The sequence below is a fragment of the Curvibacter microcysteis genome, assembly GCF_028649455.1.
GTDB lineage: Bacteria > Pseudomonadota > Gammaproteobacteria > Burkholderiales > Burkholderiaceae_C > Curvibacter > Curvibacter microcysteis.
Genome location: NZ_JAQSIO010000008.1, coordinates 153,803 through 179,497 on the forward strand (window position 1 = coordinate 153,803; position 25,695 = coordinate 179,497).

General features: G+C 65.2%; 23 protein-coding genes. 13 read left to right on the forward strand and 10 right to left on the reverse strand.

Annotated features, from left to right (window positions below; translation table 11 throughout):
• Window positions 1–21: 21 nt before the first annotated feature.
• From PSQ39_RS18235 to PSQ39_RS18275, 9 genes are all read right to left on the reverse strand, one after another.
• Window positions 22–1,803: a thiamine pyrophosphate-binding protein gene (locus PSQ39_RS18235; RefSeq protein ID WP_273928465.1), complete on the reverse strand. Its 1,782-nt coding sequence runs from the start codon at window positions 1,801–1,803 to the stop codon at window positions 22–24.
• Window positions 1,800–3,038 carry a methyltransferase domain-containing protein gene (locus tag PSQ39_RS18240; protein ID WP_273928466.1) on the reverse strand — a complete coding sequence of 413 codons (1,239 nt, stop codon included), beginning with the start codon at window positions 3,036–3,038 and terminating at the stop codon, window positions 1,800–1,802. Before PSQ39_RS18240 ends, PSQ39_RS18235 begins: the two co-directional genes overlap by 4 nt.
• Before the next feature lie 10 nt (window positions 3,039–3,048).
• Window positions 3,049–4,416, reverse strand: a complete 1,368-nt coding sequence (gene rfbH / locus PSQ39_RS18245) for a lipopolysaccharide biosynthesis protein RfbH (protein WP_273928467.1) — start codon at window positions 4,414–4,416, stop codon at window positions 3,049–3,051.
• A complete protein-coding gene (gene rfbG, locus PSQ39_RS18250) occupies window positions 4,413–5,483 on the reverse strand; it encodes a CDP-glucose 4,6-dehydratase (protein ID WP_273928469.1) in 1,071 nt (356 codons plus the stop codon). The genes rfbH and rfbG overlap by 4 nt, the downstream gene beginning before the upstream one ends.
• Window positions 5,468–6,238, reverse strand: a complete 771-nt coding sequence (gene rfbF, locus PSQ39_RS18255; RefSeq protein WP_273928472.1) for a glucose-1-phosphate cytidylyltransferase — start codon at window positions 6,236–6,238, stop codon at window positions 5,468–5,470. The genes rfbG and rfbF overlap by 16 nt, the downstream gene beginning before the upstream one ends.
• 121 nt (window positions 6,239–6,359) lie before the next feature.
• Window positions 6,360–10,001 carry a glycosyltransferase gene (locus PSQ39_RS18260; RefSeq protein ID WP_273928475.1) on the reverse strand — a complete coding sequence of 1,214 codons (3,642 nt, stop codon included), beginning with the start codon at window positions 9,999–10,001 and terminating at the stop codon, window positions 6,360–6,362.
• Between the two features lie 227 nt (window positions 10,002–10,228).
• Window positions 10,229–11,083 carry a flagellin N-terminal helical domain-containing protein gene (locus PSQ39_RS18265; protein ID WP_273928477.1) on the reverse strand — a complete coding sequence of 285 codons (855 nt, stop codon included), beginning with the start codon at window positions 11,081–11,083 and terminating at the stop codon, window positions 10,229–10,231.
• A gap of 405 nt (window positions 11,084–11,488) precedes the next feature.
• On the reverse strand, window positions 11,489–12,925 hold the full coding sequence (fliD, locus tag PSQ39_RS18270) for a flagellar filament capping protein FliD (protein ID WP_273928479.1): 1,437 nt from the start codon (window positions 12,923–12,925) through the stop codon (window positions 11,489–11,491).
• 137 nt (window positions 12,926–13,062) lie between these two features.
• Window positions 13,063–13,911 (reverse strand): flagellin N-terminal helical domain-containing protein, encoded by an 849-nt coding sequence (locus PSQ39_RS18275; RefSeq protein WP_273928481.1) that lies wholly within the window; start codon window positions 13,909–13,911, stop codon window positions 13,063–13,065.
• 340 nt (window positions 13,912–14,251) lie between these two features.
• Here PSQ39_RS18275 and fliS point away from each other — a divergent pair, with 340 nt between their 5' ends.
• Both fliS and PSQ39_RS18285 read left to right on the forward strand, forming a co-directional pair.
• A complete protein-coding gene (gene fliS / locus PSQ39_RS18280; RefSeq protein ID WP_273928482.1) occupies window positions 14,252–14,641 on the forward strand; it encodes a flagellar export chaperone FliS in 390 nt (129 codons plus the stop codon).
• A 19-nt stretch (window positions 14,642–14,660) separates the two neighbouring features.
• Window positions 14,661–14,963 (forward strand): flagellar protein FliT, encoded by a 303-nt coding sequence (locus tag PSQ39_RS18285; RefSeq protein WP_273928484.1) that lies wholly within the window; start codon window positions 14,661–14,663, stop codon window positions 14,961–14,963.
• 158 nt (window positions 14,964–15,121) lie between these two features.
• Here the strand turns inward: PSQ39_RS18285 and fliE are convergent, their stop codons facing one another.
• The gene (fliE, locus tag PSQ39_RS18290) at window positions 15,122–15,454 is read right to left on the reverse strand and encodes a flagellar hook-basal body complex protein FliE (RefSeq protein ID WP_273928487.1); all 333 of its coding nucleotides are present in this window, start codon (window positions 15,452–15,454) and stop codon (window positions 15,122–15,124) included.
• Between the two features lie 170 nt (window positions 15,455–15,624).
• Between fliE and fliF the strand changes: the two genes are divergently transcribed.
• From fliF to fliP, 11 genes are all read left to right on the forward strand, one after another.
• Window positions 15,625–17,328 (forward strand): flagellar basal-body MS-ring/collar protein FliF, encoded by a 1,704-nt coding sequence (gene fliF / locus PSQ39_RS18295; RefSeq protein ID WP_273928489.1) that lies wholly within the window; start codon window positions 15,625–15,627, stop codon window positions 17,326–17,328.
• A 24-nt stretch (window positions 17,329–17,352) separates the two neighbouring features.
• On the forward strand, window positions 17,353–18,348 hold the full coding sequence (fliG, locus tag PSQ39_RS18300; protein WP_273928490.1) for a flagellar motor switch protein FliG: 996 nt from the start codon (window positions 17,353–17,355) through the stop codon (window positions 18,346–18,348).
• The gene (locus PSQ39_RS18305) at window positions 18,329–19,051 is read left to right on the forward strand and encodes a FliH/SctL family protein (RefSeq protein ID WP_273928492.1); all 723 of its coding nucleotides are present in this window, start codon (window positions 18,329–18,331) and stop codon (window positions 19,049–19,051) included. Before fliG ends, PSQ39_RS18305 begins: the two co-directional genes overlap by 20 nt.
• A 34-nt stretch (window positions 19,052–19,085) precedes the next feature.
• On the forward strand, window positions 19,086–20,462 hold the full coding sequence (gene fliI / locus PSQ39_RS18310; RefSeq protein ID WP_273928536.1) for a flagellar protein export ATPase FliI: 1,377 nt from the start codon (window positions 19,086–19,088) through the stop codon (window positions 20,460–20,462).
• A 19-nt stretch (window positions 20,463–20,481) separates the two neighbouring features.
• Entirely contained in the window at window positions 20,482–20,934 is a 453-nt protein-coding gene (locus PSQ39_RS18315) for a flagellar export protein FliJ (RefSeq protein WP_273928494.1), read from the forward strand.
• Window positions 20,935–20,945: 11 nt separating this feature from the next.
• Complete coding sequence (locus PSQ39_RS18320; RefSeq protein WP_273928496.1) at window positions 20,946–22,415, forward strand: flagellar hook-length control protein FliK; 1,470 nt, start codon at window positions 20,946–20,948, stop codon at window positions 22,413–22,415.
• 157 nt (window positions 22,416–22,572) lie between these two features.
• Window positions 22,573–23,139, forward strand: a complete 567-nt coding sequence (locus PSQ39_RS18325; RefSeq protein WP_273928498.1) for a flagellar basal body-associated FliL family protein — start codon at window positions 22,573–22,575, stop codon at window positions 23,137–23,139.
• 9 nt (window positions 23,140–23,148) lie between these two features.
• Complete coding sequence (gene fliM, locus PSQ39_RS18330) at window positions 23,149–24,153, forward strand: flagellar motor switch protein FliM (protein ID WP_273928499.1); 1,005 nt, start codon at window positions 23,149–23,151, stop codon at window positions 24,151–24,153.
• Window positions 24,143–24,574 (forward strand): flagellar motor switch protein FliN, encoded by a 432-nt coding sequence (gene fliN, locus PSQ39_RS18335; RefSeq protein ID WP_273928500.1) that lies wholly within the window; start codon window positions 24,143–24,145, stop codon window positions 24,572–24,574. The genes fliM and fliN overlap by 11 nt, the downstream gene beginning before the upstream one ends.
• Window positions 24,575–24,577: 3 nt before the next feature.
• Window positions 24,578–24,907, forward strand: coding sequence for a flagellar biosynthetic protein FliO (locus PSQ39_RS18340; RefSeq protein ID WP_273928501.1), 330 nt, complete (start codon window positions 24,578–24,580; stop codon window positions 24,905–24,907).
• Window positions 24,897–25,691 (forward strand): flagellar type III secretion system pore protein FliP, encoded by a 795-nt coding sequence (gene fliP, locus PSQ39_RS18345; RefSeq protein WP_409242051.1) that lies wholly within the window; start codon window positions 24,897–24,899, stop codon window positions 25,689–25,691. The genes PSQ39_RS18340 and fliP overlap by 11 nt, the downstream gene beginning before the upstream one ends.
• The last annotated feature ends 4 nt before the right edge of the window (window positions 25,692–25,695 follow it).

Below are 25,695 nucleotides of genomic sequence, written 5' to 3' on the forward strand. Positions count from 1 at the left end.
CCTGCCCCGCTCCGCCAGCGATCAGCCCTGGCGCACCGCCGCCAGTTCGGCGCGCACCGCCGCCAGCTCTTCGGCCGGCAGGAAGGGGAACATGTCGTCCAGTTCGGGCGTGGCAAAACCGCCCTCGGGCAGGGCGCGCGACTTGATGCGGGGCTCAAAGCCGGGCTCGGGGTCCACCGTCACGGCCAGCAGCTGGGGGCCGTCTTGTTGGAGGGCGGCGTCCAGTGCGGGCAGGTCGGCGGTGCTGCGCACGTCGAGGGCGCGCAGGCCAAAGGCCGTGGCCAGGCGGGCGAAGTCGGGGAAGTCCACACCCGAGGCCGGCGTGGCGCCCACGATGCGGCCAAAGAAGTTGTCGTGCGTGAGCCGGATCGACAGGTAGCCACCGTTGTCGATCACCACCACGATCACATTCAGGCCCAGGCTTTTCAGGCTTTGCAGCTCTTGCAGGTTCATTTGCAGGCTGCCGTCACCGGCGAAGCAGACCACGCGGCGCTCGGGCGCGGCGATGGCCGCGCCCAGGGCCGCAGGCAGGTCAAAACCCATGGAGGCCGAGCCCGAGTTGCTGAACAGGCGCTGGCCTGGTTTCAAGGGCGCGAGCTGGAAGGGCAGGATGCAGGCCGAGGCGTTGCCGCAGACCAGGATGTCGTCTTCTCGCAGCTGGGCGCTCACGCGCTCCACCAGGCCGTAGGGGTGAATGGCCTCACCGCGGTGCGCTGGCGCTTTCAGGCCATAGCGCTGGCGCATGGCCTGGCAGGCGCTGACCCAAGGGGCGTAGCTGGGCAGCCCCGCCTGGCAGTGCCGGCGCAGGGCTTGCAAAAAGACGCGGGCGTCGGCGGTGATCTTCAGGTCGGCCTGGACCAGGGGCTTGGCCAGCTCGGCCGGGTCCACATCGACCTGCACCACCTCGGCGTGCTTGGCAAAGGTGTCCCAGTTGTAGCTGACCTGGCGGATGTTCAGGCGCGAGCCGACCACGATCACCAGGTCGGCGGCTTGCAGGCAGAAATTGCCGGGCCGGGTGCCGATGGTGCCGGGGCGGCCCGCGAACAGCGGGTGGTCGCTGGCGATCAGGTCGTGCGTCCAGGCCGTGGCCACGGGGATGCCGTGGGCCTCGGCGAAGGCCAGCAGGTCTTGCTCGGCGCGGGCCAGGCGCACCCCGGTGCCAGCCAGGATCAGCGGGCGCTGGGCCTGGGCCAGGCGCTGGGCGATGTGCGCGCAGTCGGCGTCCAGCGTGGCCGGGGTCAAGGCGGGTGGGAAGACCGGTGCCGGGATGGCCTCGCAGGCGGCGGACTGCACGTCCAGCGGGATGTCCAGCCAGACCGGCCCAGGACGCCCGCTCACGGCGGTGACCAGGGCCTGGGGCAGCAGGGTCAGCGCCGCTTCCGGGCTGCCCACGCCTTCGGCCAGCTTGGTCACCGGGCGGGCCATTTGCAGCACCGGACCTTCCTGGTCGCCGAGCTGGCGCAGGCCGGGCACGGGGGTGTAGTCCAGGCAGGTGGCGCGCTTGACCTGGCCGCTGATGACCAGCATGGGGATCGAGTCGGTGAAGGCACCGAACACCCCATTGAGCGCGTTGATGCCGCCGGGGCCGGTGGTCACCATGACCACGGCCGGCTTGCCCGCGATGCGGGCATAACCTTCGGCGGCCATGGCGCAGGCCTGCTCGTGGTGCAGGTAAGTGCACTGCAGGCCGGGGTGGGCACCCAGCGCCTGGTTGAGGTACATGGCGCCGCCGCCGGTGACGGCAAAGACTTGGGTGATGCCTTGCTGGACCAGCCAGTCGGCAATGCGTTCGGAGAGGTTCATAGCGGGTCGCTCAGGAAATGGAGGCGTTGCCGGGCCCCGGGCGCCAGGGCGTCCAGGTCGTCGGCGATCTGCTGCGGGTCAATGGCCACACAGACCAGGATGGCCGCCTGCGGGTGCTGTTGCAGCCCCACGGCCGGCGCCAGGATGGGCAGGCCGTCGAGTTGCAGGCCTTGTTTGTTGGGGTCTTTGTCCAGGAAGGCGACCAGGCGATCGCGCGGCAACTGGCCTTGGCCCAGCAGGCGCTGGGCCCAGGAACCGGCGCCCCAGGCCAGGACCGGGCCCTGGGGCGGCAGGGGCGGCAGGGGCTCGCGGCGCGCGCCCTGGGCGCAGTCGACCAGGTAGCGCTGCACCGCTTGCACGGTGGAGGGTTGGGGCGGCAGCGCCGATGCGTTGCCCCGGCCGGCCACCACGGCCAGGGCGGGGTACTGGCCGCCACCGGGCAGGGGCAGGGTGACCGCTTCGGCGCTCAGCAGCTGCAGGCCGGCCGGGGCCAGCAGGCGCGCCAGGGCCTGGGCGCTGAAGTGGTTGATGTGCTCGCTGTCGAAGTAGTAGTAGGGCGGGCGCTCACCGCAGGCATAGCCAGCCGGGTGCGGCACCTCGATGTAGAGCCGCCCCTCGGGCGTGAGCAGGCTGGCCAGCGCGGGCAGGCTGTGCAGGTCGCGCAGGTGTTCGGCCACATGCGAGAGCACGATCAGGTCGTAGTGCTCGCCAGCGCAGCGCGCGGCGGCCTCGTGGATCAGGCCCTCGCGCAGGCGCAGGCCCCGGGCGCGCGCGGCTTGCACGGCGCTGGGGTCGGGGTCCAGGCCTTCCACCTGTTGCAGACCGCGCGCCTGCAGGGCGGACAGCAGGCCGCCCGCGCCACAGCCCAGGTCCAGCACACGGCCCTGGGGCTGGGGCAGCCAGGCCAACAGGCGATCGGCCATCTGGTCCAGCCGGGCCTGGTCGGCGCTGTGCAGGCCCGCACCGGTGCCGGTGGGGCCGCCGTACTTGGCGCAGCGCTGGTAGTACAAGTCGTAGGCCGATTGCGGGGCTGGGGTCTCGGCAAACACGAGATCACAGGCCACGCAGGCCATCAGCCGGTAGCCGTTGGGCAGGGGCGAGCCCGAGGGCTGGGGCAGGGACAGGCTTTGCAGGGCTTGCGCCTGCGTGCTGGCGCAGACCGGGCAGGGCCGGGCGCAGGCCCGCGCCTCGTGGGTCGTGCTGGACTGGCCGGAGGCCTGGGCTGGGGCGCTCATGGTGGCTGACTCAGAAGTTCAGGCCCAGCACCTGCTTGAGGTGGCTCACCATGTAGTCGAGCTGGGCCGGGCTCAAGCCGGGCCAGACGCCGATCCAGAAGGTGTCGTTCATGACCTGGTCCGCGCGGGGCAGCGCGCCCACCACGCGGAAATGGCGGTCCTGCATGTAGGGCTGGTGGATCAGGTTGCCGGCGAACAGCAGCCGGGTGCCGATCTTGTGCTGGTCCAGGTACTGCAGCAGGTACTGGCGGTTCAGGCCGGACTCGGGGCGCAGCGTGATCGGAAAGCCAAACCAGGACGGGTCGCTGCCGGGCGTGGCCTCGGGTAGGATGAGTTGTTCCTGGCAGTCCTGCAGCTGGGCATGCAGGTAGGCAAAGTTGTCTTTGCGCGCCTGGACAAAGCCCTCCAGCCGGTCCAGCTGGGCCAAGCCGCAGGCGGCCTGCATGTCGGTGATCTTGAGGTTGTAGCCCAGGTGGCTGTAGGTGTACTTGTGGTCGTAGCCCGCTGGCAGGCTGCCCAGCTGCCAGTCAAAGCGCTTGCCGCAGGTGTTGTCGCAACCGGGCTTGCACCAGCAGTCGCGGCCCCAGTCGCGGAAGGACTCGGCGATCTGGCGCAGCTCGGGGTCGTTGGTCAGCACCGCGCCGCCTTCGCCCATGGTGATGTGGTGCGCGGGGTAAAAGGACAGCGTGGCCAGGTGGCCAAAGGTGCCCACTTTGCGGCCCTTCCAGGTCGAGCCCAGGGCGTCGCAGCAGTCCTCCACCAGCCACAGGCCGTGCCGCTTGGCAAAGGCGACGATGGCGTCCAGGTCAAAGGGGTTGCCCAGGGTGTGGGCAATCATGATGGCCTTGGTGCGCGGCGACAGGGCGGCTTCCAACTGGCTGACGTCGATGTTGTAGGTGGGCAGCTGCACATCGACAAACACCGGCACGGCGCCGTTTTGCAGGATGGGGTTGACCGTGGTCGGAAAGCCCGCGGCCACCGTGATCACCTCGTCGCCGGGGCGGATGGCGCGGATGCCCAGGCGTGGCGAAGTCAGGGTGGAAAACGCCACCAGGTTGGCCGAGGAGCCCGAGTTGACGGTCAGTGCGTGCTTCACGCCCACGAAAGCGGCCAGCTTGGCTTCAAAGGCGTCGTTGAAGCGGCCCGTGGTCAGCCAGGCGTCCAGCGCGGCGTCGATCATGGCGTTCTTCTCGGGGTCGCCCACCACCTTGCCCGAGGGCGGGATGGTGTCGATGCCGGGCCGCCAGGCCACGGGCTGCGTGGCGGCGCGCGCCGGGCGGACGATGATTTCCACGTCCTGCCCCGCCAGTTCGGGCGGCAGGCTCAGTTGCACCTGGCCTTGGGCATTGGCGCTCAGGGTGTGTCGGATCAGGCTCATGCGGCGCTTTCAAATTCGTTGATCTGGGCCAGACTGTGCTGGCGCATGTCGGCACCGGCCTGCCAGGCGCGGTACCAGGACAAGGTGTGTTGCAGGGCGGTGGCGGCGCTCCAGCGCGGCTGCCAGCCCAGGCGGCTGTGCGCCTGGCTGCAGTCGAGCTTGAGGGTGTGGGCCTCGTGCGCTTGGGCCCCGGATTCCACGGCCCAGGCGGCGTCAGGGCCCCAGGCCTGGGCCAACTGCCCCACCACCCAGGCCACGGTGCGGGCGTCGCTGGGCTGGGGGCCGAAGTTCCAGCCCTCGGCCCAGGGGGGGCCCTCTTCATAGAGCTTTTGCGCCAGCGCCAGGTAGCCGCGCAGCGGCTCCAGCACATGTTGCCAGGGGCGGATGGCGCCCGGCTGGCGCAGGGTGACGGGGCGGCCTGCGGCGAAGGCGGCCAGCACGTCGGGCACCAGTCGGGTGGGGGTCCAGTCGCCGCCGCCAATCACATTGCCGGCGCGCGCACTGCCCAGCGCGATGCCTTGGGCCGCCAAAAACGAGCGCCGGTAGGAGGCGACCACCAGTTCGGTCGCGCCCTTGCTGGCCGAGTAGGGGTCATGTCCGCCCATCGGGTCGGACTCGCGGTAGCCCCAGGCCCATTCGCGGTTCTCGTAGCACTTGTCGCTGCTGACCACCAGCACGGCGCGCACGCCCGCTTGCTGGCGCACCGCCTCCAGCACCTGGGCCGTGCCCATGACGTTGGTGGACCAGGTCTCCAGCGGGTCTTCGTAAGAGCGTGGCACCAGGGGCTGGGCCGCCAGGTGCAACACGAGGTCAGGTTGGGCCTGGGCCAGGGCGGCGCGCAGCGCGGCCGGGTCGCGGATGTCGCCCAGCGTGTGCTGCGCCAGGCCCTGGGCCACGGCTGCGGCCTCGAACAAATTGGGGGTGGTGCTGGGCGCCAGGGCGTAGCCCGAGACGCGCGCGCCCAGGGTGGACAGCCACAGGCACAGCCAGCTGCCTTTGAAGCCAGTGTGGCCGGTGATGAACACCCGCTTGCCGGCCCAGAAGCTGGGGTTCACCAGGTCTTCCACGGGGCCGCTCCGCTGGTCCAGAGTTCTTCGAGGTAGGTTTTGTCGCGCAGCGTGTCCATGGGGCGCCAAAAACCGGTGTGCTGGTAGGCGGCCAGTTGCTGCTGGCGCACCAGGGCGTGCACGGGGCGGTCTTCCCAGATGGTGGCGTCGTCCTCGATCAGGTCCAGCACCTGGGGCGAGAGCACAAAAAAGCCGCCGTTGATGAGGTTGCCGTCGCCCAGGGGCTTTTCGGTGAAGGCCTGCACCTGGTCGCCCTGGATGTCCAGCGTGCCAAAGCGGCCCGGCGGGGCCACGGCGGCCACGGTGGCGAGCTTGCCATGCGCCTGGTGGAAGGCGATTTCGGCACTGATGTCGATGTCCGACACCCCGTCGCCGTAGGTCATGCAGAAAAACGGGTCGTCTTGCACATAGCGCTTGATGCGGCGCAGGCGGCCGCCGGTTTGGGTCTGGTCGCCGGTGTCGACCAGGGTCACGCGCCAGGGTTCCGCATGGTGCTCGTGGATTTCCATGCGGTTGTGCGTCATGTCAAAGGTGACGTCCGAGGTGTGCAAGAAGTAATTCGCAAAATACTCCTTGATGACGTAGCCCATATAACCGCAGCAAATCACAAAATCGTTGATTCCATGGCTGGAATAGATTTTCATGATGTGCCAGAGAATCGGTTTGCCACCGACGCTGATCATCGGTTTGGGACGCGTCAGGGTTTCTTCACTGATTCGGGTCCCCAAACCGCCGGCCAAAATGACTGCTTTCATCTCAGGTGCTCCAGGCTGATGGGACGACATCAGCCTGTCAAAGCGGACTGATGGCGCCAATTCTAGGGGCAGCCATCTGGTTCAGCCCCGAGTGAAGGGGCTGAATCACCGCGCAAATAGCTCAATCAAAAATAGCGGCTTGCCAGCGATGGGTGTTCTTCGACAGGAAGAAATGGTCGCTGACCCATTGGTTGAGCTGTTGGCCCATTTGCAGGCGCAGGGCCGGTTGATCGATCAATTGGCGAATCGCGTCGATCCAGACCGATTTTTCATTGGCCACGCGCAGCACCGGCGGGTTTTCTGTGCGGAAGGGATAAACGTCCGAGCACACGACTGGCCAGCCCATGGCGCCGTACTCGAGCAGGCGCAAATTGCTTTTGCAGCGGTTGAAGTGGTTGTCTTCCAGGGGCGCGATGGCGATGTCCAGGTCCAGCGAGGCGAGTTTGCCCGGGTAGTCCACATAGGACACGAAGGGGTGGAATTCCTTGATGTAGCTGCGCAGGCCGTCCGGGCACATGCCCATGAAGATCCAGTCCACCTCGTCCTTGAAGGCGGCCACCACGTCGCGGATCATCTCCAGGTCGCCCAAGTGCTGGGCGGCGCCGGCCCAGCCCACACGCAGGCGTGGGCGTGCAGGCGGCACGCGGAAGAACTGGCCCCAGACGCGATCGTCCAGGCAGTTGGGCACCACGCGCACATCGCGGCAGTAGTCGCCGTACACCTCCACCAGCGGCTGGGTGGAGACGATCACTCGGTCACACAGGCCCATGGCTTCGCGCATGCGCACATAGCCTTCACGCTGGTGGATGACGTGCAGGTGGTGCTTTTCCGGCAGGTCGTGGAACAGGTCGTCCACCATCTGGATGGTGAACAGGTCGGGGTTGGTCTTGCGGTAGTCGCGCAGCAGGTGCAGGTGGGCGTCGCCAATCGAGTGCTGCACGATCATGCGGTCAGGGTTGGCGCGCGTCACCTCCAGCGGGTTGGGCGTGCGGTAGGCCCCGTTGCTGACCGGGAACACGATGCAGCTTTGCGCCAGGCCGGCGTGCTGCAACGCGTTCAGGGGTTCGACCACGCGGTACTGGCCCGAGCCACTGGAGATGGGGAAGGCCATCACCGTGGGGCGGTCCTTGCGGACGTTGGACCAGTCGATCACCAGGTCGGCTTCGACGTCATAAGGCGTTTGCAGCGACAGATGCCGGTTGTAGCGGCCGTCGCGCGCAATGGTCTTGACCCAGCGGGCCAGGAAGACTTGCTTTTCGCGCAGCGCCGCGGTCTTGATCTCGAAGGTGCGGCCCGGCTCGCGGCCCAGCGCTTCGATGGTCTTGCCGCCATGGTGCAGCACGCTGCTGATCGGCGTCCAGATGTGGCGCCGGCCGGCCTGGCTGGCGCGCAGGCAGAAGTCGTGCACGGTGGTGAAGGTGTGGCAGGCCTCGGTGTCAAAGCCGCCCAGTTGCTGCCACAGCGCGCGCTGCACGAGGAAGAAGTGGCCCGCCACCGTGGGCGCGTCTTGCGAGGTCTGCAGGCGCGAGAACACACCTTGCTCATCGAGCAGGCTGCGCTCGCCGGTGTAGCTGCGCGCCCAGTCCCCGGAGCCGAGCACCATGGGGCCGGTCTGCAACTGCGGCTTGTCGCCCACTTGCAGCACCAGGCGCGGGGCCACGCAGCCCACATCGGCCTGGTCCAGGTAGGCGCTGAGGGTGCGCAGCCAGTGACGTTGGATGACTTCGGTGTCGTCGTCGGCGAACAGCAGCACATCGCCTTGCGCCAGCGCGGCGCCCGTGTTCAGCGCCAGCGCGTGGTTGTAGTCCCCGGGGGGCGTGGTGGCAAAGCGCAGGGGCACGGGCAGGGTCACCGAGCCGGCGGCGCGTTGCACCGCCTCGGCCTGTTCCGCCTGGCTGACCACAATGACTTCCAGCAGTTCGGGCTCGGCATAGCTTTGCAGCGAGCCCAGCAGGCAGCGCAGGTAGCCCAGCTGGTAACCGCTGGGCACGATCAGGGACACGCGGCGGGGTGTCTCGCTGCGGTATTCGATCTGGCGGCAGCCGGCGATTTTTTGAGCCTGCACCAGGGCGGGCTGCTGATGGCGCTCCAAAAAGGCCTGCAGCAAGCGCAGTTCAGCGGCTTCACGCGCGCTGTCGATGTGACCGCTGCTGGTCAGCAGCACGGTGTCAATGTGCTGGAAGGCGGCGGGGCCGGCGCTTTGGCTCAGTTCCAGCGCCAGGCCGTAGACCTGATCGAAGTCCAGGCGCTGCTCGGCGTCCAGGCGCAACCAGTGGCTGCTGCGCACCGCCACCGCGCTGCCCAGGTAGTTGGTGCTGCGCAGCCACTCGGTGTTGAGGTCGGGCTTGAAATGGGGGGTGGGCAGGCCCGAGGCACTTTGGATGGCCTCGTCCGCGTAGACCAGGGCCACGTCGGGGCGGCGCGCGGCCAGGGCGAATTCGATCAGCGCCTGGGGCTCCAGCGTGGTGCCGGACTCCAGCAGCACCAGCCACGGCGGCAAGGGGCCTGAGAAAGGCTGGCTGGCACCGGGCAACTCGTGCCAGCGGCATTGTGGGCCGAGTTCTTCGACCGGAATCGGGCTGGCAAAGGGGGCCAGGATGTGCAGTTGCTGAGCCTGGTAGAAGTTTTGCTCCAGGCTGTCCAGGGTTTGGGCCAGGCCGTCCAGGTCGTCGGGGCGCACATAGACGTAGACCGCCAGCGGTGGCAACTGGCTTTTGGCCACGTGCTCGGCGTAGATTTCACCGTCGATCTCACGCAGCGTGCTGCGCTTGCGCCACTTGGCAAACTGGTGCTGGAGTCGGGTGTATTTGGCCTGGTCGGCGTGGCGGGGCAGGTCTTTGGCCTCGATCACCAGCTCACCCAGCAAGGTCACCGATTCGGTGGACCACGCGGATTCGAAAGGCATGGCGTTCATGGCGTGCTGGGTCTGGGCGATGAAGTCCTGCAGTTGGGTGGCGCTGTCGCGGAAGTTGGCTTGGTAGCGCTGTTGGAAGCTCGGTACTTCGGCCAGGGCCTTGGCCAGGGCCGCGGGCTCATCGCCCCAGGCCGTGCCCAGGCGGTGCCAGTCTGAACTGGGCGGCAGGGTCAGGCAGCGGTCGTTCTGGATGTAGACCACCGGGCAGCCGCACAGCAGGGCCTCGGTGGTGATGGCCGAGATTTCGTAGCTGTACAGGCAGCGCGCGCTGCGCAGCAAGGTGGCACGGTCTTGGGCTTGCGCCAGTTGGGCGTCGCCCAGGTTGGGCAGGGCTTGGTGCTCCGCGGGCAGCTTGCCACCGGCTTTGAGGTAGCGGTCGGCCAGCACCACGGCCTGCATGCGCTGCAGGCCTGGGGTTTCGAAGAACACGCGGGTGTCTGTCCAGGGCAGGGCCAGGGGCAGGCTGAGGCGGGGCTTGTCTTCGCCCGTGGCCAGCTCGATGCGGCCTTGGCGCAGCGGCTGCAAGGGGTCGTGGTGGGTTTCCGGCGAGTAGCTCAGGGTCCAGTGCGACTGCTGGCGCAGAACCGGGTCCACGGCCAGGTGAATCCACAGCGGTTTCTTGCCCGCCTTGTAGTGCGCGGCGCGTTGTTCCAGGGTCAGCGTGGGGGTCCACCAGTGTCCGTTGAGCTTTTTGGCACCGAACAGGTAGGCCTCGCAGCCGAGGTGGTTCAGCTGGCTGCACAACAGGTGCATTTGCAGCGTGAACGAAATTTGGGGGTCGAAATCAGCGCTGGCGATGTAGTAGGGCTGCTTTTCGCTGGGGTTCAGGATGGAGCCGTGCGCGTGCATGATCAATGTGTGCTTTCTGCCTGTGACAACCTGCAGCCCAAGGTGCTGGGGCTGATGAAACAAGTTGCTGACACCCGAGAGGCGAGCGTGCCGATGGTCAAGAGCCCCGATCGAACCGCTTCCGACGCCAAGTTTAAGCGCGTCTGCCGGCGGTTTTGACCGCTCATTGATCGCGGGGGCGCGGTGCTTCCCCTGCTGAATTTCACCCGGTGGGGTGAAAAAGGGCCTCAGCCCTTCAGCAGCGAAAGCACTTGTTGCGGCAGCTGGTTGGCTTGCGCAATCATGGCGGTACCGGCCTGTTGCAGGATCTGCGAGCGGCTCAGGTTGGCGGTTTCCGTCGCGAAGTCGGCGTCCATGATCCGGCCCTTGGCAGCGGTTTGGTTTTCCACCGCGGTCTGCAGGAAGTTGATCGTGTTTTGGAAGCGGCTTTGCGCGGCACCGAGTTGAGCGCGGCTGTCGCTGATGGTTTGCAGCGCCTTGTCGATGGCGTCGATGTTGGCTGCGTTGGCGCTGTTGGTGCCAGCAGCGGTGCTCAGGGAGCTGGCTGCACCGGCACCATAGGTGGCGGACACATTGCCGGCTTGGTCCATGTTCAGCGTGCCCGAAGCCACGGTGATGGTCTGGCCCGAGTTGGCGCCGACTTGGAAGTCGTAACTGCCGGTGGTGGTCAGGATCGAGGTGCCGTTGAACTGCACGGCGCTGATGGTGCGGCCGATTTCAGCGGCGAGCTGGGTGTATTCCTGGTTCAGCGAGGCCACGTCCGACGAGGTGTTGGTCGAGTTGGTCGCTTGCACCGCCAGTTCACGCATGCGTTGCAGCATGTCCGACACGGTCTGCATGCCGCTTTCAGCCGTTTGCAGCATCGAGATGCCGTCGTTGGCGTTGCGGATGGCCACGGTCATGCCGCGAGCTTGTGAGTCCATCCGGGTGGCGATGGCCAGACCCGCCGCGTCGTCCTTGGCGCTGTTCACGCGCAGGCCGGAAGACAGGCGTTGGATGGAGGTGGACAGGCTCATCTGAGTCGCCTGCGCATTGCGCTGGGCGTTCAGAGAGTTGATGTTGGTGTTGATGGTCATTGCCATGGGACGACTCCTTCAATGAATGCAAGATGAACGATCCACACGGTGCGATGTCGGGGTAAAACAGAGTGACCTATCCCAGCCGAGTGTTAGGAAAATTATTCGGCGAAGGGCAAAAATCGAAGGCTGGATAAGCGGGGTTCAGGCCCCTTACTTCGACTTTTTGGCGGCTGTTGTGCGCCAAATTGGGGCGTTTTGGCGCCCGCGCAGGCCTTTGGAGGCCTTCAGAAGCCAGGCGCCACGCCTGGGCTTCAGGTGGGCCTGCCGCGCTGGGCTGGGCAGGCTGCCCGCAAGGCGGACGGTTCTGGCGGCGATCTGTGGGCCCAGGGGCCCTTGGGTGGGCGGCCGTTCAGGCCGCTGCCCGGGCGCTGCAGCCTGCCGCCAGGCAGACGCTGCGCCCTTGGCAAATCAGGACGAGGATTTGTTCCAGGTGGTGATTTGCTGGGTCACCAGGCTGCTCAGGCTGTTGAGCGAGGTCAGGTTGGTGTCCAGGGTGTTGTACTGCTTGTAAAGGCGGGCCTGAACCACGGCAATGCGGTCCTGCATTTTGGTGATGTCCGCGTTGTTGCGGGTCAGCGAGGTTTGCAGGTTGGTGGTGCGGCTGCTGACGTTGCCTCCCGTGCCGTTGGCGGCCATGGCAAAGTCGCGCACCCGCCGGGCAATGCCGTTGTCTACCGTGCTGCCGCCGTTGGCATTGAACAAGGCCTCCAACTGAGCGGGCTTGGCCATGGCGGCGCTGAGCTTGGTGCTGTTGACTTTGAGGGTGCCGTCTTGCTGGGTTTCCAGTCCGACTTCACTCAGCCGGCTGTAGGTGCCCCCAGACGGGCCGGCCCCGGTGATGATCTGGCGCAGTGCAGTTTGCAGGCCGCTGGCCGTGCTGTCGCCTTGCAAGGCGGCGGCGGTCTTGGTGGCCGGGTCGTATTTGGTCATGGTGCGAATGCTGGACACCAACTGGTTGTAGGCCGTGGCAAACGCGTTGATCTTGGAGGTGGGGGTGGCGGTGTCCGCCACCACGCTGACCGTGACCGGGGAGGTGGTGACCTGCTGCAGGTTCAGGGTCAGTCCCGACACGGCGCCGGTGATTTGGTTGTTGGACGAGCTGACTGCCACACCGTCCACCGTGGCGGCCGAGTCTTTGGCGGCCTGGGACAGGCCCATGCCCACGATCGCGCTGCCATTGCTGGCGTAGGCCAGCTTGCCCGCACCTGTGCTGCCGTCGGTGATGGCCACGCCGGTGTCGTCAAAAGCCTTGATTTCAAAACCATTGCTGGCGCCGGTGTTGGCGCCGCGCACGATCAGCTTGTCCTGACCGCCTGAACTGACCACGGAGGCGTTGATGCCGGCGTTGGACGAGTTGATGCGGGTGGCGATGTCACTCAGGGTGTCGGTGGCGTTGACGGTGACGCTGACCGATGCAGCACTGCCGCCGGTGAAGCTGTTGCCAGACCATTGACCGACCTGGATGTCCAGTCGCCCGGCGCTGCCCATGGTGCTGCCCGAGGTCACGCTGGCCGACGAGGTGGTTTGGGATTGCGCCAGTTGACTGACCGAGACGCTGTAATTGCCGGCCAGTGCGCCGCTGGTGGCGGTGGCTGCAATGGCACTGCTGTTGCTGGAGGACACGGTGCGCGCGGCCCAGGTGCTTTTGTCGAGCAGGGAGGCGGCGGCGTCTTGCAGGGTGGAGAGTTGCGATTTCAGCGAGCCCCAGTTGGAAATGGTGCTCTGGATCTTGCTGCTTTTCGTTTTCAACAAGTTGATGGGCTCGCTCTCCACGGCCACCAGCTTGGTGACGATGGCATTGACATCCAAGCCATTGCTGCCGATGCCCGGCGAAGAAATCGTCATGTTGTTCCCCTTTTAGCAGACACAAAACCCGCTTGAGCCTAAATGTAGCAAGCGGGTTTGGTATCGCAAAGCTGGAACTCCGGCCGAATCCCCGGCTGATTCGGGGCTTCAAATGTCGGCCGGAGGGCCTAGCTCGATCAGCGCAGCAGCGACAGCACCTGCTGCGGCAACTGGTTGGCCTGGGCGATCATCGCAGTGCCTGCTTGTTGCAGGATCTGGGCGCGGCTCAGGTTGGCGGTTTCAGACGCGAAGTCAGCGTCCATGATGCGGCCCTTGGCGGCCGTTTGGTTCTCCACCGCGCTTTGCAGGAAGTTGACCGTGTTCTGGAAGCGGCTTTGAGCAGCACCCAAGGAAGCGCGGCTGTCGTTGATCGACTGCAGGGCCTTGTCGATGGCGTCGATGTTGGAAGCGTTCGAGCTGTTGCTGCCGGCGGCGGTGGTCAGGGCGCTGGTGGTGCCGCCGAACACAGCCGACACGTTGCCTGCCTGGTCCAGGTTCAGGGTGCCCGAGGCCACGGTGATGGTCTGGCCCGAGTTGGCGCCCACTTGGAAGTCGTAGCTGGCCGTGGTGGTCAGCACCGAGGTGCCGTTGAACTGCACGGCGCTGATGGTGCGGCCGATTTCAGCGGCGAGCTGGGTGTATTCCTGGTTCAGCGATGCGTTGTCCGAGGAGGTGTTGGTGGCGTTGGTCGCTTGCACGGCCAGTTCACGCATGCGCTGCAGCATGTCCGACACGGTCTGCATGCCGCTTTCAGCCGTTTGCAGCATCGAGATGCCGTCGTTGGCGTTGCGGATGGCGACGGTCATGCCGCGAGCTTGCGAGTCCATTCGCGAGGCGATGGCCAAACCGGCGGCATCGTCCTTGGCGCTGTTCACGCGCAGGCCGGAGGACAGGCGCTGGATGGAGGTGGACAGGCTGGACTGGCTGGTGGCGGCATTGCGTTGCGCCGACAGCGAGTTCACATTGGTGTTGATGGTCATTGCCATTTGAAAGCTCCTTCAAGTTAAAAATCAGCCTATCGCTGATGTCAAACCCACGCTGTCGCAGGCTTGGCAACGAACCCTTCTTGAAGCCCGTTGCTTTGTTTTTCGGGTGCCACTCGGAAAACTTTAGGGTTGCTTGTGCGGATCCTGCAAAAAGACCGGTGAACCCCCGTGAATTCGTGACTTTTGCCCAGCCTGCAGGGGGGCGGGCCCCAGGAAAAGCACTCTGTATTGAATAGGCTGCGAAATGTCTTTCTATTAGGGGCTTCAGAACGCCGTGGGGCTGCCGATACACCAGTTGTACCGTGCGACAATTTGCGAGGCCAACTGAATGTTTACACCTGTGAGTACCCGAGCTGCTTCTGCCTATCAACGCGTTGGCGTCGAAACCAGTGTCCATGGTGCGGATCCGCACCAGTTGGTGGTTTTGCTGTTCGACTCGCTGCTGGAAAGCCTGTCCAAGGTGGCCGGCGCCATGGTCCGTGGTGACATCCAGGAGAAGTCTCGCTACCTCAACAAGGCCATCCAGATTCTGGATGAGGGTTTGCGGTCGGTGCTTGATGAGGAGCAAGGCGGCGAAGTGGCCAAGAGCCTCAACGCGCTGTATGGCTACTCGGTGATCGAGCTGACCAAGGCCAATTTCAACAACAGTCCCGAGGCTGTCCATTCCGTGATCGCACTGATCCGACCCGTCGCTGAGGCCTGGAAGGCCATCAGACCCCAATCACGTTGAACAGAGTAAGGGGCATAACGTGCAGCAACAATCATTGCTTGATTTCTACAAGGCCATTGAGGGGGCCAGCCAGCGCATGTTGCTGGCCGCCCAACGTGAAGATTGGGAGCAGGTCATGCAGCTCGAGGGCGCCTGTGCGGTGCTGATCGAGCAACTGCATCACCACTCGCAGGTCGAGTCCTTGCCGTCGGAAGACCGCAGCGAGAAGGGCAAGATCATGCTTCGCATCCTGCGCAACGACGCCCTGATCCGCAACCTGGCGGAACCCAGGCTGTCGGACATCAACCGCATGCTCGAAGGTGGTTCGCGCCTCCTGCACTGATCCGGTCCGTCGCCCGGTGGGGCGCGGGTCGCCGCCCCCAAACAAAAAGCCCGCTCTCGGTTCACGAGGCGGGCTTTTTGTTTGGGGGCCGTGAGGAGGGGGTTGTCTGGCTTGTGTGGGGCGCAGCGGCGCGGAGGGCGGGGGGGGGGGGGCGGTCCTCAGACCTGCATGTTCATGATGTCGGTGTAGGCCTGGACCATGCGGTTGCGCACATGCAGCGTGGCCTGGAAGCCGATCTGGGCCTTCTGGATGGCCAGCATGGTGTCTTCCAGGCTGACCGAGGGGTTTTCCAGTTGCACTTCGCGTTGCAGCGCGCTGGATTTGTTTTGGGCGGCGCTGACCGATTTCAGTGCGTTGCTCAGTTCGCTGGAGAAGCCCGCGCTGCCCGTGGCGTCCGCCGTGCTGGCGCCCGAGGGGGGCTTGCCAATGGCGGTGCTGCGGTTGGTGAGCGGGGTGTTCAGTGGGGTGATGGTGGGGAATCGCAGATCCATGTCGCGTCTCCTGGGAACTTGTTGACGCCGATGGTAGGGGTTTGAGCGTGGCACGGCCGGTTGAAATGAGGTCCAAACAGCTGGTTTATCCCGGCGCTGCCGATCCCCCCTGGGCCCAATAATCGGCTCCAACCTGAGGTGTGGTCTCACCCTTTCAATCTGGAACCAAGATGTCTGCCGTCGCTGAACTCCCCGCTACCCCCGTGGCCCCCTCGTGGTCACAGAAATTAGCCGAGCTGGACCGTGCGCAGAAGACCAAGCTGGCGCTGGGTCTGGTGGCGTTGATCATGGTCGCACTGGCAGGTGTCTTCATGACCCGCCAGGCCGATTGGCGTGTGCTCTACGCCAACCTCAGTGACAAAGACGGCGGCGCCGTGGTGGCCCAGTTGGCGACCATGAATGTGCCCTACAAGTATTCCGAGGGCGGTGGCGCCATCCTGGTGCCGGCTGAGCGCGTGCACGACCTGCGCTTGCGCCTGGCCTCACAAGGCTTGCCTAAGGGCTCGGTCGCTGGCTTTGAGCTGATGGAGGGCAACCATTTCGGCGTCACTCAGTTCCAGGAACGCCTGAACTTCCAGCGCGGCCTGGAGGGTGAGCTGACCCGCTCCATCCAAGCCGTGGCGGCCATCCAGAGCGCCCGCGTGCACCTGGCGCTGCCCAATCAGAACGGTTTTTTCCGCGAGCAGCAAAAGCCTTCGGCTTCAGTCTTGCTGACCCTGTACCCGGGCCGCTTGCTGGACCGCGCTCAATTGGCCGGCATTGTTCACCTGGTGGCGTCCAGCGTGCCCGAGCTGAACCCCGCTGCGGTCAGCGTGATCGACGACAACGGCAAGCTGCTCTCGGCCACCCCCGAGGCGGCGGGCGCTGGCGGTGACGCCCAGCAGCTGCAGTATGTGCAGCAGATCGAGCAGCAGCTGAGCAAGCGCATCACCGACATCCTGGAGCCCGTGGTGGGCCGGCAAAACGTCAAGGCCCAGGTCACGGCAGAAATTGATTTTTCGCAGACCGAGTCGACCTCGGAGTCGCACCGTCCCAACCAAACCCCTGACTCCGCCGCCGTGCGCAGCCAGCAAGTGGTGGAAAGCGGCGGCGCAGCTCAGGCCACCCCGCCCACCGGCATCCCGGGTGCGACCAGCAACCAGCCGGCAGCGGCCGCCAATGCGCCCATCAACGGTCAGGCCCAGCCCCTGACGGCGGGTGGTGCCGGTGCGGCTGGCACGACACCGACCAAGAAGGAGTCGGTCACCAACTACGAAGTGGACAAGACCATCAAGGTGGTCAAGGGCGGCACAGGCGTGGTCAAGCGCCTGAGCGCCGCCGTGGTGGTGAATTACCAGCCCGGCGTGGAAGAGAAGGGCAAAACCGTCAACAAGCCCATGAGCGCAGAGCAGCTCGACCAAATGACCGCCCTGGTGCGCGACACCATCGGCTACAACAAAGACCGGGGTGATTCGGTCAACCTCATGAACACCCCCTTCATGGCCAGCGCGGCCGAGGGCGTTGCTGTGCCCCTGTGGAAGCAGCCTGAAGTGCTGGAACTGGCCAAGAGCTTTGCCTGGCCGGTCGGGATGGTGCTGTTTGCACTGGTGGTCTTGTTGGGCATGGTGCGTCCGGCGGTCAAGGCCATGAATGCGCCCAAGCCTGACCCGACTGAGCTGCTGCCTGCGTCGGGCGCCGGTACCCAGTTGGATGCCCTGGAGTCCGATGCGCCAGATCGCCCAGACTTGCTGCCTGCACCGAGCACAGAAAAGGTGGTGGAGCCACCCACGGCCGAGCAGCTGCGCCTTGAAGATGCCCGCGTATTGGCCAAGCAAAATCCGATCGCAGTGGCTAATATCATCAAGGGCTGGGTCAACGGCGAAGCGCCGGCCTGACCGCCCGCGCTTTGGAGAGATGATATGGACGAACAAGGCTTGAATGACGCGGCGATTTTTTTGATGTCGCTGGGTGAAGAAGAGGCTGCCGAGGTCTTCAAACACCTGTCGCCCAAAGAGGTCCAAAAGCTGGGCGAGACCATCGCCCGCACCCGATCGGTCTCGCGCGACCGGGTGGACGAAGTGGTCAACAAATTCACCAACGCGGCGGCCCAGCAAAGCCTGCTGGTGTCGGACACCAGCGACTACGTCAAGGCCGTGCTGCGCCGGGCGCTGGGTGACGACAAGGCCTCCCTGCTGATCGACCGCATCTTGCAAGGCGGTGACGTGTCCGGCATCGAGAGCCTGAAATGGATGGATCCGCTGTCGGTGGCCGAGTTGCTGCGCAACGAGCACCCGCAGATCGTGGCGGCCATCCTGGTTCACCTGGACTACGACCAGTCTGCCGGTGTGCTGGCCCAGCTGACCGAGCGCCAGCGCGGCGAGGTGATGCTGCGCATTGCGACCCTGGAAGGCATTCAACCAACGGCGCTGAAAGACCTCAACGAGGTGCTGTTCAAGGTGCTGGCCGGGGGCGACAAGATCCGCAAGGCGTCTTTGGGGGGCATCAAGACCGCGGCCGAAATCATCAACTTGCTGGGCAGCAACATCGAGGGCACGGTGCTCGAGTCGATTCGCGGCTACGACCCCGACCTGGCGCAGAAGATCATGGACAAGATGTTCGTGTTCGACGACGTCATGAAGCTCGACGACAAGTCGATTCAGCTGGTGCTCAAGGAAGTGGCCTCCGAAACCCTCATCGTGGCGCTCAAGGGCGCGGCGCCCGAGCTCAAAGAGCGCTTCCTGGGCAACATGTCCTCGCGTGCCGCCGAAACCCTGCGTGAAGACCTGGAGTCGCGTGGGCCCATGCGCTTGTCCGAGGTGGAGGCGCAGCAGAAGGAAATTCTCAAGACCGTGCGCCGTCTGGCTGACGAAGGTCAGATTGTCATAGGAGGCGGTGGTGACGACGCCCTCATCTAACCGAGCCCGCCAATACGCACGCTTCATCCCCAGCGAGGAGATTGACGCCGTCGCCCAGTGGCAGTTCACCGAGATGGATGAAAACCGTCGCCGCGCTGCCGTGCTGGCCGCCGAGAAGCCGCCTGAGCCGGTGATCGATGAGTCCATGGTGCAGGAGGCCCGTGACGAGGCTTACCAGCAAGGCCTGGAGCAGGGCCGCCTGGAGGCGGCGCTGGAAGGTCAGCGTCATTTGGACGAGTACATCGCCAGCCAGGGGGCCCTGGCCAGTGAACGCCTGAACGCCGTCATGGCCTCGCTGGAGCAGCGCTTTGCCGAAGTGGAGCAAAACGTGGCCCAGGGGGTGCTGGCCATGGCCTGTGAGCTGGCCCGCCAGGTGCTGCGCCGCGAGCTGGCCGCTGACCCCGAGTCACTGCGCCCCGTCATTCGCGAGGGCTTGGGCCTGCTGGCCGCCGACGCCCGCACAGCGGTGGTGCGCCTCAACCCGGAAGACCACGAGACCTTCAAAGCGGTGCCGGCCGAGTCCCTGGGGGGCCAGGACATCAAATGGGTCAGTGACGCGAGCGTGGCCCCAGGCGGCTGCCTCATTGAGGCGGCTGGCGCTCAGGTCGACGGCACGCTGGCGCGCCGTTGGGCCCGGGCGGTGGCCAATTTGGGCGTGGAACTGCCCCTGGAGTCGGAGGCTGTCGATGACGCAGTCGTCTGAGCGCCCCAGCAGCAGTGCCGCCTGGTCCACCTTCATGGCGGACCTGCAGCACCGCGCCTCCCGGCCCGTGCCGCTGGAGATGCGGGGCACTTTGACGCGCTTGACGGGCCTGGTCCTTGAGGCCACAGGCATCCGCGTGCCCGTGGGCTCGCAGTGCTGGATCACGCAAAAAGACGCCGAGCCCATCCTCGCCGAGGTGGTGGGCTTCTCGGGCGAACGCGCTTTTCTGATGCCGGCGGGCGACATCCATGGCCTGTCCAGCGGTGCTGTGGTCACGCCGGCCCTGCCCTATGTGCCTGCGCCTCGGCTGGGTGACGAGCCCTTGCCCGCTTCGGCCATGGCCTTGGGCGTGCTGCGTTTGCCGGTGGGTGATGGCCTGTTGGGCCGGGTGGTGGATGCCTCTGGCCAGCCACTGGACCACCAAGGCCCGGTGCTGGATGTGGTGGCCGAGCCCCCAGGTCGGCGCCAGGTCAATGCCATGGACCGCGACCCCGTGCGCGAGCCGCTGGACACGGGCGTGCGCGCCATCAATGCCTTGTTGACCGTGGGCCGGGGTCAGCGTTTGGGCCTGTTTGCGGGCTCGGGTGTGGGCAAGAGCGTGTTGCTGGGCATGATGGCCCGTTACACCCAGGCCGATGTGATCGTGGTGGGCTTGATTGGCGAGCGTGGCCGCGAAGTCAAGGAATTCATCGAAGACATCCTGGGCGCCGATGGCCGTGCCCGCTCGGTGGTGGTGGCCGCGCCAGCCGATGCGCCGCCGCTCTTGCGCATGCAAGGCGCGACCTACGCTTCGGCCGTGGCCGAGCACTTCCGCGACAAGGGCAAGCATGTGCTGCTGCTGATGGACTCGCTGACCCGCTATGCCATGGCCCAGCGCGAAATCGCGCTGGCCATCGGCGAGCCGCCGGCCACCAAGGGCTACCCGCCTTCGTGCTTTGCCAAGCTGCCCCAGTTGGTGGAGCGCAGCGGCAATGGCCTCAACGGCGTGGGCTCGATCACCGCTTTCTACACCGTGCTGTCCGAGGGCGATGACCAGCAAGACCCGATTGCCGACGCAGCCCGAGCCATTTTGGACGGCCACATCGTGCTGACCCGGGAGCTGGCCGAAGCCGGCCATTACCCGGCCATCGACATCGAGCAGTCCGCTTCTCGGGTGATGCACAACGTGGTCTCGCCGGTGCATGTGGAGGTGGCGCGCCGCTTCAAGGCCACTTACTCGCGTTATCAAAAGAGCCGCGACCTGATCCAGGTCGGGGCTTATGTCAGTGGCAGCGACCCGGAGCTCGATGAGTCGATTCAGCTGCAGCGCGGCATGAGCGGCTTTTTGCAGCAGGGCATGCACGAGGCCGTGACCCTGGATGACTCGTTGACGCAGATGGCGACGAGTCTGGGTTTGCAGATCAATTCCTGACGTTCAAAAGAGGTAAGGCATGGCTCAAGGCAGAGGTTTGCAGGTGGCGATGGAGGCGGCGCAGCGCCAGCGTGATATCGCCATGCAGCGTTTGGCCCAAAAGCGCCAGGCGCGTCAGTTGGGGCAGCAGCAGCTCGATCAATTGACGGGCTATGCCACCGAGACCGAGCAGCGTTCCATGCTGCGCGGCCAGATCGGCACCTCACCGGAAGTGATGCAGCACCACCTGCAGTTCATGGCCCGGCTGGAGCAGACCATCGAGCTGCAAAAAAGCCAGATGGCCACGCTCGACGAGGCCTCGCAGGAGGCTGAACGCCAGTTGCTGGTGGCGGAGTTGCGCTTGGTCAGCCTGCGCCAGGTGGTGCAACGGCGCGAGCGCGATGCAGCCCAAAGTCAGCTGCGGCGTGAACAAAAAGAAGTGGACGAGATGGCGGCGTCCCGTTATCGACTGCTGACCCAAGCCACCGCCTGAGGAGCCAAGCCATGAGCCTTGAATTCACCAAATCCCAAAACAGTTCGCCGGTCAGCGCCGTCACGGTGTCGGCCCCCAAGAGCCAGACCAAGGCCCCTGCAGCGGGCGCGGACTCGGCTGACAAGTCTGACTTCACGGGCATGTTGGATGCCTTCAGTGATGCACCTGAGGCGGACACCCAGGCCAGCGGCGACAGCGAAGCGGTCACCAAGAAGGAAGCCACGTCCAAGGACCTGAACGCTCGACGCAAGCTGGGCCGCCAGGGCGATGAAGCCGATTTGAACGCTGCCGAGGCCAGTGCCCCCACCGATTGGTTGACCCAAATGGCTTTGATGGCCGAAGCCGCGCGGCAGGCCGCCGCCGCCGTGGAACCCACGCCGGCCACGGTGCCGGTGGACCCGGCCGCGGGCGCGAGCACCGATCCAGCTCTCATGGCTGCCGTCGTGGTGGCCGCATCGCCGATCACCTTGCCAGCGCAGGTGCCGGTCGATGCGGGCCAGGCTGTCGCTGAGTCGGCCACGCCCACGGTCACCCCCGCGGTGGCTGAAGGCGCCATGCCCGAGCACAAGGGGGCGCGCGACGTGTTGTCTCAGTTGCAGTCCCAGTTGCAGGCCTTGGATCAGGGGGCGAAGCACCCCGTCCGCGACGGCGCTTCGTCTTTGTTGTCCGCAGCGTCGGCGACCGACGCCCCCTTCAAGGGGCTGGCGACGGGGGACTTGGATGCCTTGGGCAATGGGGCTGCCACGCAGGGCAATGACCTGGGCGCGTCACTGCAGGCGCTGGTGTCCAAGGCGGATGCCAGCTTCAAGGACATGGCCGCCCGTGCGCTGGATACCGCCCCCTTGGGAGGTGTCGCAGACGATGTGAGCAAGGCTTTGAGCGCCATGCTGGAGCCCGAGAAGACCCGTTCAGAACGCCGATCCGAGTCGGGCGCCAAGGCCTCGGATGGCGCGGGGGGCAGCTGGATGCCCCCGGGTGACAGCCAGGACCGTTTGCAGCCCCTGGGCGTCGCCGCCGCAGGCGCCAGCGACACGGGCCAGGCCATGACCGATTCGCAGTCCCGCAGCCCTGAAGATGTGGTGGCTGAGCAGGTCAGCTACTGGATCAACCAGAAGCGCCAGGGGGCTGAACTGACCCTGGACGGGGGCAATGGCCAGCCGGTGGCGGTCAGCATCTCCATGAATGGCAATGAGGCCAATGTGGTGTTCCGCTCCGATCAGGCCGCCACCCGAGACATGCTCAACGGCGCCTTGCCCGAACTCCGGACCTTGCTGCAAAGCGAGGGTTTGATTCTGTCGGGCGTGTCCGTGGGGGCGGGGCAAGGGCAGTCCGGTCAGCCTGGGCGCCAAGGCCAGGCCGCGGCGGAAGGTGGCACGCGCCGCGCCGCCCTGGGCGGTGTCGGTCGGGTGGAGGCAGAGCCTGCCGGCACCGTCTTGCGCCGCCAAGTCAGCACGAATCAGGCCCTGGACTTGTTTGTCTGAAGCGCTGGGCCGCGCCCGCTGGGGGCTTGAGGACGCTATAGCCCCCCTTTCGGGGGTCTATTCTGGCTATTATTGGACGCGTTTGACCCAATAATGCTCAACAAGAGCCCCGCTTTCGTCTGCCCTGCAGCGAAGGCCCATGCCGGAAGGAATAAACGTGTCTGATGCACCCGCAGCCGATGCCAAAGAAAAGCCCAAGAGCAAGAAGATGATCATCATTGGCGGCGCCGTGGCGCTGCTGTTGATCGTCGGTGGTGGCGCGGGCTGGTTCGTCATGTCCAAGAAGGCCGCTGCCGATGAAGAGGGCGGGGATGAAAAACCCGCTGCCGCCGCAGCCCCATCACACGACGCCCACAAGAATCCGCCGACCTACCTGCCGCTGGAAAACATGGTGGTCAACCTGGCCGATGCCGGTGGCGAGCGCTTTGTGCAGTTGGGCGTGACTTTTGAGATCTCTGATCCCAAGGCCGCCGACCAGGTCAAGGCCTACTTGCCTGCGATCCGCAACCAAATCCTGATCCTGGTGTCCCAGACCAGCTCTGAAGACCTGCTCAAGCGAGAAGGCAAAGAGAAGTTGGCGACCGAAATTTTGAACGAGTCCTCACGCATCCTGGGTTACGACCCGGATGAAGAAGAGGAAACGCCCAAGAAGAAGAAAAAGAAGGTTCGCAAACCAGAGAGCCCTTTGACGGCGGTGCTGTTTGCCAACTTCATCGTGCAGTAAGGAGCCGTCATGAGCGAGTCCTTTCTATCCCAGGAAGAGGTAGATGCCCTTCTGGAAGGGGTCACGGGCGAGAGTCAGAAGATTGTCGAGGACATCCCCGAGGCGGGGTCGGTCCGCAGCTATGACATTTCCAGCCAAGAGCGCATCGTGCGCGGGCGCATGCCGACGATGGAAATCGTCAACGAGCGCTTTGCCCGCAACTTCCGCATTGGCCTGTTCAACTTCATCCGTCGCAGCCCTGAGGTGTCGGTGGGCACGGTGTCCGTGCAGCGCTACAGCGCTTTTTTGCGCGAGTTGGCGGTGCCGACCAACTTCAACATCGTCGCCATCCGGCCGCTGCGCGGCAGTGGCTTGATCGTGTGCGAGCCCGCACTGGTGTTCGGCATCATCGACACCTTGTACGGCGGCGTTGGCAAGTTCCAGACCCGCATCGAGGGGCGTGACTTTTCGCCCACCGAGCAGCGCGTGATCAACCGCCTGGTGGACGTGATTTGCACCGAGTACAAGAAAGCCTGGCAGGGCATTTACCCGCTGGAGCTGGAGTACCAGCGCTCGGAAATGCAGCCACAGTTTGCCAACATCGCGACGCCCAGTGAAATTGTGGTGTCCACCGCCTTCCAGTTGGAAATCGGTGAGCTGTCGGGTGCCATTCACATGTGCATGCCTTACGCCACGCTGGAACCGATCCGCGATGTGCTGTATTCCTCCACCCAGGGGGACTCCATTGAGGTGGATCGACGCTGGGTCAAGGTGCTCACCCGTGAGATCCAGGCCGCCGAGGTGACCTTGGTGGCCGAGCTGGCGAGAGCCGACGCCACAGTGGAGCAGTTGCTGGCCATGAAGCCCGGCGATTTCATCGAGCTCGACCGCCCGCCCCGCATCCGGGCCTCCATTGGCGGCGTACCGGTGTTTGATTGCCATTACGGTACCCACAACTCAAAGTACGCGATCCGCATTGAGGAATGCCTGCGTGGCAACGACCTGAATTGGATTGGAGATAAGAATGTCAACTGAAGATAACCAGGACCCCGCAGACGATCCCATGGCGGGTTGGGCCGAGGCCCTGGAAGAGCAAAAACGCGCAGATGATGCCCCGCCCGCCCATGAGCCGGGGGGGCCGCTGTCGGGTAACGAGGTGCCGCGCAATTTCTCTTCGGGCGATTCGCCACTCAATGACATCAACATGGTGCTGGACATCCCGGTGCAGCTGTCGGTGGAGTTGGGGCGCACCAAGGTGCCGATCAAGTACATCTTGCAACTGGCCCAGGGCTCGGTGGTTGAGCTCGACGCCTTGGCCGGCGAGCCCATGGACGTGCTGGTCAACGGCTACCTCATCGCCCAAGGTGAGGTGGTCGTGGTGAACGACAAGTTCGGTATCCGCCTGACCGATGTGGTCACGCCGTCCGAGCGCTTGCGCCGCGTCAGCAAGGGGTAGGTCATGTGGCAATCGCTTGGGCCCTTGGCCTTGCTGGTGGCCTTGTTGGCCATGCTGCCCATGGGCTTGCGCTGGTTGCAGCGCCGCCAAGGTGGAAAAGGCGCCTCGGGCGCCTGGTTTTCTTCGGACCTCATTTCCTCGGTGGCGGTGGGCCCGCAGCAGCGCGTCGTCACGGTCGAGGTGGGGCCAGCCCACGCACGCACCTGGCTGGTCTTGGGCGTGACGGCCCAGCAAGTGACGTGCTTGCACACCATCCCTCTGGTCCCGGGCGCTGAGCCGGACTCACCGGTCTTGTCGGCGCCCGCCGCGCCGGAGGCATCGAATGGGGTTTGAGTTGAGTTCGTTCAGGCGCGTGCTGGGGCTTGCCACGGTTCGCCGCTGGGGCGCTGCTGCCTTGTTGGTGGTGCTTGGTGCCTTGCCTTGGGCGGTACACGCGCAGCCGGCGGGCAATTTGCCTTTGCTGGTGGGGTCGGGCGGTGGGAATTCCAGTTTCTCGGTGCCCATCCAGACCCTGCTGTTCTTCACCGCCATGTCGTTCTTGCCGGCGGTGCTGCTGATGATGACGGGCTTCACCCGCATCGTCATCGTGCTGTCGCTGCTGCGCCAGGCTTTGGGCACGCAGGCTGCACCTCCCAATCAGGTGGTGGTGGGCCTGTCGCTGTTCCTGACCTTTTTCGTCATGGGTCCGACACTGGACCGGGTGTACCAGGAGGCCTATGTGCCCTACACCACCAGTGCCATCAGTTTTGAGCAGGCCTTGGTCAAGGCGGATGCGCCCATGCGCCAGTTCATGCTCAAGCAGACGCGCCAGTCCGACTTTGCGCTGTTTGCCCGCTTGGCCAAGCTCGACCCGAGCGTGACGGCCGAGACGGCACCGCTGCGCATCGTGGTGCCGGCTTTTGTCACCAGCGAGCTCAAGACCGCGTTCCAGATCGGCTTCATGATCTTCATTCCCTTCCTGGTGATTGACATGGTGGTGTCCAGCATCTTGATGTCGCTGGGCATGATGATGTTGTCACCCGTCTTGGTGGCCTTGCCCTTCAAGATGATGCTGTTTGTGTTGGCCGATGGCTGGAACCTGTTGATCGGTTCGCTGGCCGCGAGCTTTGTGAGTTGAAGGA

Excerpts from the sequence above, each read along its gene's own strand:
- fliN (WP_273928500.1), top strand. The coding sequence starts at position 24,143 with ATGTCAACTGAAGATAACCAGGACCCCGCAGACGATCCCATGGCGGGT.
- PSQ39_RS18315 (WP_273928494.1), top strand. The coding sequence starts at position 20,482 with ATGGCTCAAGGCAGAGGTTTGCAGGTGGCGATGGAGGCGGCGCAGCGC.
- PSQ39_RS18340 (WP_273928501.1), top strand. The coding sequence starts at position 24,578 with ATGTGGCAATCGCTTGGGCCCTTGGCCTTGCTGGTGGCCTTGTTGGCC.
- PSQ39_RS18320 (WP_273928496.1), top strand. The coding sequence starts at position 20,946 with ATGAGCCTTGAATTCACCAAATCCCAAAACAGTTCGCCGGTCAGCGCC.
- PSQ39_RS18275 (WP_273928481.1), bottom strand. The coding sequence starts at position 13,911 with ATGGCAATGACCATCAACACCAATGTGAACTCGCTGTCGGCGCAACGC.
- fliM (WP_273928499.1), top strand. The coding sequence starts at position 23,149 with ATGAGCGAGTCCTTTCTATCCCAGGAAGAGGTAGATGCCCTTCTGGAA.
- fliE (WP_273928487.1), bottom strand. The coding sequence starts at position 15,454 with ATGGATCTGCGATTCCCCACCATCACCCCACTGAACACCCCGCTCACC.
- PSQ39_RS18260 (WP_273928475.1), bottom strand. The coding sequence starts at position 10,001 with ATGCACGCGCACGGCTCCATCCTGAACCCCAGCGAAAAGCAGCCCTAC.
- fliG (WP_273928490.1), top strand. The coding sequence starts at position 17,353 with ATGGACGAACAAGGCTTGAATGACGCGGCGATTTTTTTGATGTCGCTG.
- rfbH (WP_273928467.1), bottom strand. The coding sequence starts at position 4,416 with ATGAGCCTGATCCGACACACCCTGAGCGCCAATGCCCAAGGCCAGGTG.
- fliI (WP_273928536.1), top strand. The coding sequence starts at position 19,086 with ATGGCGGACCTGCAGCACCGCGCCTCCCGGCCCGTGCCGCTGGAGATG.
- PSQ39_RS18265 (WP_273928477.1), bottom strand. The coding sequence starts at position 11,083 with ATGGCAATGACCATCAACACCAACATCAACTCTCTGAACGCCCAGCGC.
- PSQ39_RS18240 (WP_273928466.1), bottom strand. The coding sequence starts at position 3,038 with ATGAGCGCCCCAGCCCAGGCCTCCGGCCAGTCCAGCACGACCCACGAG.
- rfbF (WP_273928472.1), bottom strand. The coding sequence starts at position 6,238 with ATGAAAGCAGTCATTTTGGCCGGCGGTTTGGGGACCCGAATCAGTGAA.
- fliP (WP_409242051.1), top strand. The coding sequence starts at position 24,897 with ATGGGGTTTGAGTTGAGTTCGTTCAGGCGCGTGCTGGGGCTTGCCACG.
- fliF (WP_273928489.1), top strand. The coding sequence starts at position 15,625 with ATGTCTGCCGTCGCTGAACTCCCCGCTACCCCCGTGGCCCCCTCGTGG.
- PSQ39_RS18235 (WP_273928465.1), bottom strand. The coding sequence starts at position 1,803 with ATGAACCTCTCCGAACGCATTGCCGACTGGCTGGTCCAGCAAGGCATC.
- fliD (WP_273928479.1), bottom strand. The coding sequence starts at position 12,925 with ATGACGATTTCTTCGCCGGGCATCGGCAGCAATGGCTTGGATGTCAAT.